The 13,312-nt window shown below is 45.3% G+C and carries 12 protein-coding genes; 1 reads left to right on the forward strand and 11 read right to left on the reverse strand.

Annotated elements, in window-relative coordinates:
* Positions 1-170 precede the first annotated feature (170 nt).
* The 10 genes from BWI44_RS16285 to epsC form a co-directional block, all read right to left on the reverse strand.
* Positions 171-1,016, reverse strand: a complete 846-nt coding sequence (locus tag BWI44_RS16285; protein ID WP_195210031.1) for a metal ABC transporter ATP-binding protein — start codon at positions 1,014-1,016, stop codon at positions 171-173.
* 27 nt (positions 1,017-1,043) lie between these two features.
* Positions 1,044-1,970 (reverse strand): metal ABC transporter solute-binding protein, Zn/Mn family, encoded by a 927-nt coding sequence (locus BWI44_RS16290; protein ID WP_138291358.1) that lies wholly within the window; start codon positions 1,968-1,970, stop codon positions 1,044-1,046.
* Positions 1,971-2,134: 164 nt separating this feature from the next.
* Positions 2,135-2,791 carry a tRNA (5-methylaminomethyl-2-thiouridine)(34)-methyltransferase MnmC2 gene (gene mnmC2 / locus BWI44_RS16295; RefSeq protein ID WP_044533936.1) on the reverse strand — a complete coding sequence of 219 codons (657 nt, stop codon included), beginning with the start codon at positions 2,789-2,791 and terminating at the stop codon, positions 2,135-2,137.
* 5 nt (positions 2,792-2,796) lie between these two features.
* A complete protein-coding gene (locus BWI44_RS16300) occupies positions 2,797-3,270 on the reverse strand; it encodes a YqaA family protein (RefSeq protein WP_007660966.1) in 474 nt (157 codons plus the stop codon).
* The gene (locus BWI44_RS16305) at positions 3,255-4,253 is read right to left on the reverse strand and encodes a hypothetical protein (RefSeq protein ID WP_182427865.1); all 999 of its coding nucleotides are present in this window, start codon (positions 4,251-4,253) and stop codon (positions 3,255-3,257) included. The genes BWI44_RS16300 and BWI44_RS16305 overlap by 16 nt, the downstream gene beginning before the upstream one ends.
* A 62-nt stretch (positions 4,254-4,315) precedes the next feature.
* The gene (gene purD / locus BWI44_RS16310; protein ID WP_044533937.1) at positions 4,316-5,590 is read right to left on the reverse strand and encodes a phosphoribosylamine--glycine ligase; all 1,275 of its coding nucleotides are present in this window, start codon (positions 5,588-5,590) and stop codon (positions 4,316-4,318) included.
* A gap of 37 nt (positions 5,591-5,627) precedes the next feature.
* Positions 5,628-7,853, reverse strand: a complete 2,226-nt coding sequence (locus BWI44_RS16315; protein WP_195210032.1) for a S9 family peptidase — start codon at positions 7,851-7,853, stop codon at positions 5,628-5,630.
* Between the two features lie 2 nt (positions 7,854-7,855).
* Entirely contained in the window at positions 7,856-8,431 is a 576-nt protein-coding gene (locus tag BWI44_RS16320; RefSeq protein ID WP_044534307.1) for an ORF6N domain-containing protein, read from the reverse strand.
* A gap of 181 nt (positions 8,432-8,612) precedes the next feature.
* Complete coding sequence (locus BWI44_RS16325) at positions 8,613-10,082, reverse strand: THUMP domain-containing class I SAM-dependent RNA methyltransferase (protein WP_195210033.1); 1,470 nt, start codon at positions 10,080-10,082, stop codon at positions 8,613-8,615.
* A 220-nt stretch (positions 10,083-10,302) separates the two neighbouring features.
* Entirely contained in the window at positions 10,303-11,202 is a 900-nt protein-coding gene (gene epsC / locus BWI44_RS16330; RefSeq protein WP_195210034.1) for a serine O-acetyltransferase EpsC, read from the reverse strand.
* A 163-nt stretch (positions 11,203-11,365) separates the two neighbouring features.
* On the opposite strand from epsC, the gene cysK reads away from it, so the two are divergent.
* Entirely contained in the window at positions 11,366-12,313 is a 948-nt protein-coding gene (gene cysK / locus BWI44_RS16335) for a cysteine synthase A (protein ID WP_115503640.1), read from the forward strand.
* A gap of 509 nt (positions 12,314-12,822) precedes the next feature.
* On the opposite strand, the gene BWI44_RS16340 is transcribed toward cysK, so the two are convergent.
* The coding region (locus tag BWI44_RS16340; RefSeq protein ID WP_286815115.1) for an RHS repeat-associated core domain-containing protein at positions 12,823-13,312 on the reverse strand (490 nt) is incomplete at its 5' end.

Raw genomic sequence — 13,312 nt, forward strand, 5'->3', positions numbered from 1 at the left:
TTGCTCCATTTCTTATCCATAATGAGCATAATTCAAGGCTTGATTCCAAAGATAAATATACAAATTATACATTCATGTATAATACATCTATGTATAACTTTGTTTGAAATATGTGCAAAACACTATTTTTGTACTTGTTCTGGTAATGATTTGTATTCTTTCCTGCTTTTTCAATGTTTGCAGTTACAACATCCACATTCATCTCCGTGCTTATGTTCCGCCAATATGCGATGCGGCAGAGCTCCATGTCCCAGCAGTTCTATCGGGCAATTGAAGTTCCGTTCCAGCCATTCTTCGCTTACACCCGTATCGGGATGGTAATCTAGCGTCTCATTCACGCAGGCGATGGATTTCACCTGTTGCAACACTGTGCCGATGTCATGGCTGACAAGAATGATAGCGCAATCATGGTTAATCTCAGCCAGCAATTCGTAAAGCCGGGCTTCGAAGCGCTTGTCTATATACGTACTGGGCTCGTCGAGGACAACAAGTGCAGGATCGGAAATGATGGCACGTCCTAGTAGGGCACGTTGTAATTGTCCGCCACTCAATGCACCGATAGCACGTTTTTCCAGACCTTCCAATCCCATGCGGGCAATCACTTGCCGGGCTTTTTCCCGATGCGTCGCAGTGAAGCGTGAAATCAGTGACTTTTGTGAACTGAGTCCTGAAAGAATCACTTCTTCCACTGTTATAGGAAATTTACGGTCAATGCTATTGTATTGGGGTAAATACCCCATTTTTAGAACGGAGCGATTGGCTGTCAGTGCCGGGCGTTGCGCTGCGCTTCCCTGCTTGTCACTTGTCACGAATCGCTTATCACTATATAAAATTTCTCCTGCTGTAGGTTTCAGCAGGCCGAGAATACACTTGATGAGCGTTGTTTTTCCACCACCGTTGGGGCCGATGATACCCAGAAAATCCCGGTCGTAAACGGTGAGGTTTACATTACGCAGCACTGTACGGCTATCATAACCAGCGCTGAGATTTTTTATTTCGATAAGGGGCGTACTCATTTCTTTACTCTATTTTACAGTCTCCGATTACTTCTTAACGACCAGTTCCCTGGCAATGTTCAACATCTCTTCTTCCCAATCGTAAGAAAGCGGATTGATAGGAACTACCTTCGTATCTGTTTGTTTAGCTATGATTTCTGCATTGCGGCGGTCGAATTCAGGTTGTACGAAGATGACGCGTACCTTTTCCTCCTTGCAGGTATCTATCAGGTTTTTGAGATGGGAGGGAGAGGGCTCTTTTCCATCTTCTTCAATAGAAATCTGATGTAAACCGTAGTCGCGTGCAAAGTAGGACAATGCCGGATGATAAATCATAAAGGCACGGTCCGCATTGGGGGCAGAGAGCATGTGGCAGATAAGGCTGTCGGTATGTTCTATCTGATTACAGAGGTTTTTATAACGCTCCATGTAAGTTTCTTCATTATTCTTGTCGATGGTGCACAGGGCGTTTACAATATTTCCGGCAATAATTTGCGCGTTGTAAGCGGAACTCCAGATATGTGGTTCTACACCGAGGATGTGGTGTTCATCTTCCTGGATAGAATCGTGGGCATGCGCTTCGTCGTCGCCGTGATGGTGGTGGACGTGAGAGGAATCAAAAATCAAATCGATACCGCGGGAAGTGTCGAAGAACTGCAAATGTGGCGCATTATCTGTCAGCTTATCCATCCAGGTTTGTTCAAAACCGATATAGCCGATGCGGAAGTATGCTTTACTTTTGGCAAGATCGACAAGTTGCTGCGGAGTAGGGTCATACGTTTCCGGACTGCTACCTTTGGGTACCATGCTGACAACGTTGAAGTTATCTCCTGCGATGGCTTCGGTGAAGTAGCGTAACGGTTCGATGGTAACAGTGATGACAGGTTTATCGTCTTCATTCTTATTTTGAACGCTGTTATTCTTGCAAGACATGGCAAGCAAAGCAGCGAGGATGTACAGGAATGTTCGTTTCATTTCTTTCTTTATTATATTTATGGTTTCCAATATTTGTTGTAGTAACGCTTTAAAAATAGTCTGGTACATCAATGATAATTTTTCTCCTATTGGGAAAAAATATTTTTCCGGTAGGAGAAATATAACACCCATTTATACCAAGTTATTTTTAATGATTACATAACTTAGTTGTTTGTTCTCTTGGTTGCTCTCAGTATTTCCCGTTTTCCGTCCGGAGGCCCCGGAAGGCGTTCCACAAGAAACCCGATAGCTTGCAACATACGGCGGATAACACCTTTGGCGCAATACGTCGTTAATATTCCCCCTATATTCATAGATGCGTAAAGTGAGTGAAATAGCTGCTCGTTCCACATTTCAGGTTGCTTTTCGGGGGCGAAGGCATCGAAATAAACGAGATCGGGATTTAATGATAAAGTACTCACTGTATTTGCATCTGCCTGTATTTTTCGCAGAGTGAAGTACGTGGATATTCTCACATCCTCTTCCCATGGTGCAGTATGTAACTGCTTAAACAGCAGGTTGTCACTATATCCCAATACATCGACTTCTTCCCAGGCAAGAGGATAAAGTTCAATACCGGTATAGTGTACGGGACGCTTTTCTTGTTCGGCAGCTTCCAGTGTAAGCAGGGCATTCAGCCCGGTACCGAAACCTATTTCCAGAACATGCGGCTGGGGTGCAGCCGAAGCTTTCAGTCCCATATCTATAAAGATGTGCTGCGACTCTGTACGCGCTCCTTTCACCGAATGGTAATGTTCATTCAGTTCCGGCACAAACAGCGTTGCACTTCCGTCTTCCGTATGTTCTATGATTCGTTTCATAACTCTTAAAACATTGATATTACTCCTTGCAATGCCAACAGCATCAAGATGTATCGCACCAGCTTTCCGGCAAACATGGATGAGGTAGTCAGCCATACATTGCTGCGCATGAAACCCAGCGCAATGGCTATTGCCTCGCCCACAAAAGGCAGGAATGCAAAGAAAGCCATCAGAGCACCTTTTCCTTGCAGGAAAGCTTGCATCTTGTCTACTTTCTCCTTTTTTACTTTAAAATATTTCTCTATCCAGTCTATCTTACCTAAACGCCCCATGTAGTAGCACGTCATACCGCCTATTGTGTTCCCCAATGTAGCAGAGAGGACACACATGGCAGGATTCAGCCCCACTTTCACCAATGCTATCATTACCAGCTCTGAACTGAACGGAATGATGCTTCCCGCCAGTAAAGCGGAGATGAAAAGGCCGAAATAGCCCCAGTCTATCAGGAGTTGAACCAGTGAATCTACAAAAGCGTCCATATATTAAATCCGAATAAAAGTACAAGCCCTGCGAGGGCACAAATGAAAAACACATTGGAAGCCCGACTGTTCGTCAGCACCACGAAATGTCCTGTCAGGATACTGACACCTATCAGCAGCAGAGGCAGGAGATGAACCGTCAAAACCGGTTGTAACAGGATATAGGCAAAGATGCAGAAGCTCAGAAAAATAAGAAAATGCAGATAACTGCGGGTACGTATCTTATCTTCGTAACCTGCCACCAGACAGTGGATGGAACTGACTAGGTATAATACGAACAGATAGCCCAATGTAGCTATTTCCCACAAGGGGAAGTCCCAGAGATTAATAGGGTGGAATGTTGCCAGTTCGATGAAAGGCTGGTAAAATAAGCCCATTTCATCGTAGAAGTAAGCATGTCCCAATAGAAACCAGTAGGGTAAAGCCCAACCGACCAGACTGCCGAAAAAGCTCTTTGGAGTGAGTGCCTGAAAACTGTGTGCACCTATCCAGTAGAGGGGAATAAACAGTGTCAGTTGTGGGAAGAACAGACTACCCAACCCGATAAAGAGGAACGAATAGAACATAGTGCCTGCCGGACGGGAATGTTGGTAGCCCTTGAACAGGAAGAATAGAGATATAAGAAATGCTATCGAGGCAAAGTCCCCGGCATAAACTGGATGCAGGGCCGGACAAACGGATATAAACAGGAAATAAATGGCCGTTTGTACGGATGCCCGCATACGGATGATGGCAAAAGTATTGTTTAGTTCTATCAGGAAGTAACCGACGACGCCATAGAAGATGAAACTTAAAGGTGTACTTGCCCATGCCGGAATATATCCATCTATGATAGTATCCCACAGGGGATAATTACTTTTTATTACCGGAACTTCAGGCAATAGAATAGAGGTCAGTATCCAGCAGAATAGTGACAAGAGGATGGCAGCGGGCAGTGTGAAACGTCCCGCTGTGATCCGGTTCTGTAGTCGTTTACTTCGTATCATAATATTAATTGTGGTAAGGTGATAGGGTGATAAAGTGATAATATCACCCTATCACTCTTTTAAAGGTCGAAGCCGATATCACGGCGGAAATACTTCTTGTCGAATTGAATCATTTCCGCAACTTTATAACTCTTGGCAAGGGCTTCTTCTTTGGTTTCACCATACGAACATACGGCAATTACGCGTCCGCCGTTTGTTACCACTTGGCCGTCTTTCATTGCTGTTCCGGCATGGAAGAGGATGCTGTCTGTAACGGTAGCTTCTTCAAATCCGGTCATTACTTTACCTTTCTCGTAAGCTTCGGGATATCCGCCGCTGACGAGCATGACGCAAGCAGCCGTACGCGGATCCATTGTCAATGTCTTTGTATCGAGGTTCACGTCGCGTACACCTTCCAGAAGTTCCACGAAGTCGCTCTGTACACGTAGCATGACGCTTTCTGTTTCGGGGTCTCCCATGCGGACATTATATTCTATGACCATCGGTTCGCCTTTCACACGGATCAGTCCGAGGAAGATGAAACCTTTATAAAGGATGTCTTCTTCTTGCAGTCCGCGGATGGTGGGCTCAATGATACGGGTACGCACTTTTTCCATAAATACCTCGTCGGCAAAAGGAACGGGAGTCACGCTTCCCATACCACCGGTATTCAGACCTTTGTCACCTTCGCCGATGCGTTTGTAATCTTTGGCAACGGGCAACACTTTATAGTTTTTGCTGTCTGTCAGCACAAATACGGAGCACTCGATGCCGCTGAGGAATTCTTCGATAACTACCGTGGCACTGGCCTGACCGAACATACCACCAAGCATTTCTTTCAGTTCCTTTTTGGCTTCTTCGAGTGTAGGAAGGATCAGTACGCCTTTTCCTGCGCAAAGACCGTCGGCTTTCAGCACATAGGGTGCTTCAAGGGTTTCAAGGAAAGCGAGTCCTTCTTCCAGATTTTCGGCATTGATGCTTTTGTAGCGGGCGGTGGGGATGCCATGACGTTCCATGAAACCCTTGGCAAACTCCTTGCTGCCTTCCAATTGGGCACCCTTGGCAGTAGGGCCAATGATGGCGATATGTTGTGTGGCGGCGTCTCCGGCAAAGTTGTCGTAGATACCTTCTACCAACGGATCTTCGGGACCTACCACAATCATATCTACTTTTTCTTTCAGGGCGAAAGTTTTCAGGGCAGGGAAGTCGGTAGCTTTGATAGCTACATTCTCGCCTACTGCACTGGTACCGGCATTACCGGGGGCGATAAAAAGTTTCTCTACTTTCGGGCTTTGGGCTATTTTCCATGCCAGAGCGTGCTCGCGGCCGCCACTTCCTAATAATAATATCTTCATCTTTATATTTCGTTTAATTTATTGCTTCTATTTTATTTTATAAATTGTCTTCAAAATATCTTGTTATCTTCTCATGCAGATGTACTCGGTCACGTCCTATGACATTGTGCTTATGCGTGGGATAAATGAATAAATCGGGATACGTGCGTGCATCCACACAGGCTTTTATGAACGAAAGTGTGTGTTGTGGCACACAGGTATCGTCATGGTCATCGTGAATCAGTAATAGATGTCCTTTCAGGTTGCCTGCCAGATTCTTCAGGTTGCATTGTTCGTAACCTTCCGGATTGCTTTGCGGCGTATCCATGTAGCGTTCTCCGTACATAATTTCATAATATCCCCAGTCAATAACCGGACCGCCTGCAACACCTACTTTGAATATCTCCGGATAGCGGAGCATCAGGGCTGTAGTCATGTGTCCGCCAAAGCTCCATCCGTGTACACCGATGCGGTTACCGTCTACGTAAGGCAGGCTTTTCAGGAATTCCACACCTTTCACCTGGTCTTTTCCTTCTTCGATGCCGAGATGGCGGAAGGTGACATTTTCAAATTCAAGACCACGGTTATCGCTTCCGCGATTATCAAGGGTGAACATGATATAACCTTTGTTTGCCATGTAGATGTCCCAGCCGCGTGCACCGTTTTGCCAGCCACCGGTGACCATCTGTGCGTGCGGACCGCCATATACATAGATGATGGTGGGGTATTTCTTTGCCGGGTCGAAGTCTGCGGGTTTCACAAGGCGGTAGTAGAGGTCGGTCACGCCGTCGGCCGCCTTGATGGTACCGGTTTCTATATTTGGCATAGTGAAGCCCTTGAACGGATCTTCTGCTGTAAGCAGTGTATATTCCCGATGTTTTTTCGGGTTGGCAGACATTATCTTTATGCTACGGGGGCAAGTGGGCGAAGAAGATTTGTCAATGAGATGCGTACCCATAAAGCCGGATAGCTGTGCCGAATGAATTCCTTCAGAGTTTCCTAAAAGGCTTCGTTTACAGTCCTTCAGACTGACAGAGTAAATATTGCTTTGTAGAGGAGAAGTTTCAGTACTCTGAATAATGACGTGCTGCGTCTGCCGGTTGAATCCTAATACTTGTTGTACCAACCATTCGCCTTGGGTCAGTTGCTTCAGCAATTCTCCTTTTACATTGTATAGATAGAGATGATTGAATCCGTCACGCTGGCTTTGGTAGATAAACTTGTTGTTGTCCCATGGCAGGAATACGATGGGGTGTTGAGGTTCTACGTATTTGGGATGCGTTTCCTCAAAGAGAGTAGCCATTAATTCACCGGTCTCGGTGTTGTATTGGCATAGTTTGGCATAATTCTGGTCGCGGTTCAATTCGATAAGATAGATGCTTTTGGCATCCGGAGCCCAACTGATATTGGTGAAATAACGGTCTGTGGGATCACCTGTGTTCAGATAGACCGTTTTCTGTGTTTCGGTGTTATAGATGCCTACCGTTACTTTATGGCTTGTCATGCCTGCCATAGGGTAACGTACATTATTCAGTTCACCTATGCGTGCTGTGATGTCTACCAATGGATATTGTGTTACCATGCTCTCATCCATCCGGTAGAAAGCGAGCAGGTTTCCCTGGGGACTCCAATAGGTACCTTTGTTGATACCAAATTCATTGCGGTGTACGCTTTGGCCGCATACGATACCTTCAGCTTCGGTGGTTACCTGACGAGTTTGTCCGTCATTGGTCATTACGTAGAGATTGTTGTTGAGTGTATAGGCCAAGTGGCGGCTCACTTCGTTCCAATCTTCATTGGCAGCTTGGGCGGGACACGGTTGGTTCCAAATTAACTCTTTCTTTTTCCAGTCGATAAGTACGCGGTATTTACCGGTGTTCAGCAAAAGGAGTGGGTCTACTTGGAGCAGAATTCCAATAACAGCACTGTGGGGAGTATTGATGGTCTTTGCGGAGTAGAAGTTACGCAACTTTCCTAACTCTTTTTCTGCCAATAGCTTATTGGCCTCTTTCAGGGTAATGACTGTGAAATTTTCTCCTGCTTTTGCTCCTACTCCATTTACTGCCCAAATGCCTTTTATACTGTCGATACCCAATTCTAAGCATGCGGCATCACCATACCACTGATACCATTTGTTTTCAGCAATGCGATACGTTTCTCCGCCAGGAAGCAAATCTTCCAGCGTTGGTTTCTTTAAATCTTGTGCCATAACGTTTGTTGCAAAGAGAGTGGGTAACGCCAATAGCGCTATTCCCATCCATTTACAGATTATCTTCATGTTCATAGTCATTTATTGTCATTCTCTTTTCTGAATCCTTTTATTTCTATTCTGCCCATCGGAGTGCTTTTCACTTGTATTGCAGCACTCAGCTTTGCGAAGGCGGAGAAGAGCTCGTCGAATTGTTTCTCGTAACTGTCTCTGTCGGAGGTGACGTCTTCTTCCAGGTATTCAATGCGTTCTCTTAGTTCGTCAAGTTCTTTCTTTGGGGCGTGGGAGAGAAGATATTGTCGCATACGGACGAAGGCGCGCATGATGTTGATGTTGACTTCGATGGCTTTGGGACTCCGGAGGATGCCGGAAAGCATGGCGACGCCTTGTTCGGTGAAGGCGAAAGGGGAGTAGCGGGTACCGCCTTTGTTTGAGGTTGCAATTTGCAACCTCAAACTGGAAATCAGACAGTTAACTTCTTCGTTTGATAATTGGAACATAAAATCTTCAGGAAATCGCTCTGCATTTCTTCTTACCATTTGTTTGAGGTATTTTGTTTCTACCTCATACATCTCCGCCAAATCAAAGTCCAGCATCACCTTCTGACCTCTGATTTCGTATATCTTATTCTCTATAATAATTAGATCATCCATTTATGCCTTGTCCTTTTAAGGTCGCAAATTGCGACCTTATATTGTCTACCAATAAGTTATCTTCTACTTCCCTGACTTGAACTCCCAATTTGGAATATCAAGTTGATACTTGTAACTTATCTCTTTTATGTTTTGTCAGTTTGAGGTCACAATTTGTGACCTCAAACTGTTTATCAGCAACTTACTCCCCGTCTTCCCTCTTTCTCGGCTTAAACTCCCTTTTCGGCTTAAACTCTCCGCTTCCTCCCGGACGGCGTTCCCTGTCGAACGGTTTCCGTTCCCGGTCTCCATCCTTGCGGAACTCCCTCGGCTTGAACTCACCTCTCGGCCTATCTTCTTTTGAACCAAACTCACGGGGTTTGCTGTCTCTTGGTCTGAACTCCCTCGGTCTGTCGTCTCTGGATTTGAATTCGCCCGGTTTACGAGATTCCCTTGGTTTGAATTCTCTCGGTTCTCTAGACTTGAAGGCGGATTCTTCGTTTTCGCCTTCGCCCTCACCTTCCTGCTTCTTGAACTCCTTATACTTTCCGTCGAAAATCTCGTATTTACGGAATTCACATTCCAGTGCACCGTTGAACAAAGGTATCTTGGCGGTCGGTTTCAGTCCTATCTGGTCGAAGCACTCTTCACGGTAAGAAAGCACCCATGCCGTGTTTCCGATGAAAGCATGTTTCAGGCGTTCGCCTATCATCTGATACAATCCCAGCAGGTTGTTGGTAGAGATACGTTCTCCATAAGGCGGGTTGGTGATGATCATTGATTTCTCCGCGGGTTGCTCAAATTGCTGGAACGGCTGTAACTTCAAGACAATATCTTTCGATACACCTGCCGCTTTCACATTGTGTGTAGCTATTTCATTAGCTTGCGGGTTATTGTCGTAGCCATATATCTTATGCGTAAATTCGCGTTCTTGACTATCGTCATTGTAAATCATGTCGAACAAATCCTGATCGAAGTCATTCCACTTCTCAAAAGCGAATTCCTTGCGGAACACTCCCGGAGCAATGTTGCGTGCAATCAGTGCCGCTTCAATGGGAATTGTACCCGAACCACACATCGGGTCTATTAAGTCACATTCCCCTTTCCATCCTGTCATCAATATCATTCCGGCAGCCAGTACCTCGTTTAGCGGAGCTTCTACCGCTTCCTGGCGATACCCGCGGCGGTGCAGTGACTCGCCCGATGAGTCGAGAGAGAGCGTACAAGTGGTCTGTGCAATGTGTATATTCAGCAATACATCCGGTTTGTTGATGCGTACGGACGGGCGTTTGTTAAACTTATCACGGAAATAGTCCACAATGGCATCTTTTACTTTGTAAGAAACGAACTTGGAATGGCGGAACTCTTCGCTGAATACAACGGCATCTACGGCAAAGGTTTTCTCTACATTCAGGATCTCTTCCCAGCAGATAGCTTTGATTTGGTCATACACTTCATCAGCGTTCTTGGCTGTGAAGCTTTTGATTGGTTTTAGAATACGTATTGCTGTACGCAGGCAGAAGTTTGCTTTGTACATCATTTCCTTGTCTCCACTGAAAGACACCATGCGTCGGCCTATTTCTATGTCGTTTGCTCCTAATGCAGTCAGTTCTTGTGCCAGTACTTCTTCCAGTCCTTGGAATGTTTTGGCAATCATTTGAAAGGATTCCATTTATTTGTTTTTGATTTTACGATTTACAATTTGATGGCTGAAGTTGTTGCAACTTCTTCTATCTTGTTGTTTTTCTTTATAATTATATATTCAATTTCTCTCTCTTCTGAAACACTTGTACTTTCCGTATGCAACACTTGTGTGGCTTTTCTGAAATACTTGTGTCGTTCTGCCGGAACACTTGTGTCCTGCAAACGGGTTGCTTTGACCTGCGCGGCGGTTATTTTTTTGCTTTAGTCTGTACAATTCTCGCTCCTGGCGGCACATTTTCCGTTACCCAGATATTACCGCCTACTGTGGCACCCTGTCCGATGGTGATGCGTCCCAGGATGGTGGCATTGGAATAGACGATAACATTGTCTTCCAATATCGGATGGCGTGGAATACCTTTGATCGGCTTGCCGTCAGCATCCAGTGGGAAACTCTTGGCACCCAGCGTCACTCCCTGATACAGTTTCACATTATTGCCGATAATGCATGTTTCACCAATTACCACACCTGTTCCGTGGTCTATGGTGAAGTGGCTGCCGATGACGGCACCCGGGTGGATATCTATTCCCGTCTCGCTATGGGCCATTTCGGTGATAATGCGGGGAATGAGAGGAACACCGAGCCTCAGCAGTTCGTGCGCAATACGGTAATTGCTGATGGCGCGTATGGCTGGGTAGCAACTGATTACTTCTCCGAAACTATGTGCGGCAGGGTCTCCATTGTAAGCAGCCGCTACATCCGTAGCCAGTACACGGCGCATTTCCGGCAGGTGGCTGATGAACTTGGCGGCAATCAGCGCAGCTTCTTCACGTTGGAGTTCGGTGCAGCAACTGCATTCGCCGTCGCCGGTAAAGCAAAGACCTGCAAGCACTTGCTCGGTCAGTAAGTCGAACAAACGTTCAACATTCACTCCGATGTGGTACTTTACGGTACGACTGTTGACTGTGGAATTACCGAAATAACCAGGGAAAAGTATGGCACGCGACAGCTCTACGATGTCATGCAACGCTTTGGCCGAAGGCAATGGATTACCGTCCGTGTGCTGATGAAACAGTCCTCTGTAAGACGAACTTTCCGATAGTTCATCGACTGTCTGTGTCAAAATGTGAGTAAAGTTCAATGGACTCATTGGGATATCCTTTTATAATAAGGTGGGTACAAAGGTAACTATTCTCAGCGAAAATCCCTCATTTATAGTATGAAAATCCCACAAATATGGTATTTCTTGTGAACCGTTATCTCGCTATCTTTGTACTTTATAAAGAAGAGTATAAATTAAAACCCAATAAGTTATGAAAAAGATAGCAAAACAGCTCACTGATCTTGTGGGCAACACTCCCTTGCTGGAGCTGAGCAATTACAATAAAGCGAAAGGTTTAAAAGCCCGTCTGATCGTGAAACTGGAGTCATTTAACCCTGCCGGAAGTGTGAAAGACCGCGTGGCATTGGCGATGATTGAAGATGCGGAAGCTTCCGGTTTGCTGAAACCCGGAGCCACTATTATAGAACCTACCAGTGGAAACACCGGAATCGGGCTTGCATTTGTTGCTGCTGCAAAAGGTTATAAACTGATTCTTACGATGCCCGACACCATGAGTGTAGAACGCCGTAACCTGCTGAAAGCCCTTGGTGCCGAACTGGTGCTTACACCGGGTGCCAATGGCATGAAGGGTGCCATAGCCCGTGCTGAAGAACTGAAAGCTGCTACTCCGGGTGCGGTAATTCTTCAGCAGTTTGATAACCCTGCAAACCCTGCCATGCACGAACGTACTACGGGACAGGAAATCTGGAGGGATACGGAAGGAGTGGTTGATATTTTTGTAGCCGGTGTCGGTACCGGTGGAACCGTTAGTGGTGTAGGTGCGGCCCTGAAGAAGCATAATCCGGGGGTGAAGGTGATGGCAGTGGAACCTACCGATTCTCCCGTACTTTCGGGAGGTGCACCGGGAGCACATAAGATACAGGGGATCGGTGCCGGTTTTGTTCCTAAGAACTACAATCCGGCAGTAGTAGATGAAATTCTGCAGGTAACGAATGATGATGCTATTCGTGCGGGTCGTGAATTGGCTAAGTTGGAAGGTTTGCTGGTAGGAATTTCATCCGGAGCAGCAGTCAGTGCAGCTACCCGCCTAGCACTTCTTCCTGAAAACATAGGAAAAACAATAGTCATATTATTGCCGGATACAGGCGAACGTTATCTTTCGACGTTGCTGTATGCGTTCGAAGAATATCCGCTGTAAGATGCCTGATGGATTCTTTTAATGGAAATTTGTTGAATATTTGTTATCGGATTTCGGAGTGAAGAAGTGTTCTGATTGAAAATGTCGTACAGACTGAACTTAGAATGGTATAGATAAATATTTCTTTTATGTCCTTTAGAAGTGCCTGTGGCCCTACTTTGGTAGGGCTACACCTTTTACCCCGGATAGCTACACCATTTCGCGGTCACTTCAAATATTGACACAACCTCTAAGTCAGACTAATAGATTAATAATGTCAACACTCAACTCAAGCGGATAAGAAATACGACTAGCCAGAAACAAAAAAATCATTTCAAAAGTCATTGTACGTTTGGATTATTCTATCACAAATTAATTGAATATCAGTATTATGTTTTTTATTCCTTCCATCATATTCTAGTCCCATTTCGTTAACCAAGATATTTTGTAAATAGTTTATCAGTTTTTTCTTATCATGACAAAACTGAAGAATTACTGGAATATAATCTCTATATTCATCTATGGCTAACTCATAACCAACTCCAATAGGATTCCATTCGGCTAAAATTTGGTTTATCATTTCTGATTTTAATACCACCGTTCTCATAGTAATTGACATACTTACTTTTACTGATTTCTATAGAGACTGAAGAACCCACCCATGTCCATCCTTCAGCGATGTCGCCACCTCTTTCAGCCCAATGATAATTGCCGTCACTATCCTTATACCAATCCGCTCCCGTAGGATCTATCCTATTTATAGGATCACCTCCACAATAAACATAAGGAGAGGTCGGGTAATACTTTTCGGATGAAGGATCTACCGTAGTAAAGATTCCCAGTGCCGCATCATACTGCCTTACCCCATAATCATACCAGTTCAGCCCCTTCTTTGCATCCAGTTCCTTACCATTATACTTATAAGGCTGCACATTCTCCTCACTTGCAAAGACGCCTCCGAATGGATAATAATGGTTGATTTCTTCTACGCCACCGTTCTTGTTAACCAGTACCCGGTTG

It is taken from the genome of Bacteroides sp. Phil13 (assembly GCF_001940965.1).
In the GTDB taxonomy this organism is placed as follows: Bacteria; Bacteroidota; Bacteroidia; order Bacteroidales; family Bacteroidaceae; genus Bacteroides; species Bacteroides intestinalis.

Coding starts and splice junctions, on each gene's coding strand:
- purD (WP_044533937.1), bottom strand. CDS start 5,590: ATGAAGATATTATTATTAGGAAGTGGCGGCCGCGAGCACGCTCTGGCA.
- BWI44_RS16300 (WP_007660966.1), bottom strand. CDS start 3,270: ATGGACGCTTTTGTAGATTCACTGGTTCAACTCCTGATAGACTGGGGC.
- epsC (WP_195210034.1), bottom strand. CDS start 11,202: ATGAGTCCATTGAACTTTACTCACATTTTGACACAGACAGTCGATGAA.
- BWI44_RS16325 (WP_195210033.1), bottom strand. CDS start 10,082: ATGGAATCCTTTCAAATGATTGCCAAAACATTCCAAGGACTGGAAGAA.
- BWI44_RS16285 (WP_195210031.1), bottom strand. CDS start 1,016: ATGAGTACGCCCCTTATCGAAATAAAAAATCTCAGCGCTGGTTATGAT.
- BWI44_RS16315 (WP_195210032.1), bottom strand. CDS start 7,853: ATGAACATGAAGATAATCTGTAAATGGATGGGAATAGCGCTATTGGCG.
- cysK (WP_115503640.1), top strand. CDS start 11,366: ATGAAAAAGATAGCAAAACAGCTCACTGATCTTGTGGGCAACACTCCC.
- BWI44_RS16320 (WP_044534307.1), bottom strand. CDS start 8,431: ATGGATGATCTAATTATTATAGAGAATAAGATATACGAAATCAGAGGT.
- BWI44_RS16290 (WP_138291358.1), bottom strand. CDS start 1,970: ATGAAACGAACATTCCTGTACATCCTCGCTGCTTTGCTTGCCATGTCT.
- mnmC2 (WP_044533936.1), bottom strand. CDS start 2,791: ATGAAACGAATCATAGAACATACGGAAGACGGAAGTGCAACGCTGTTT.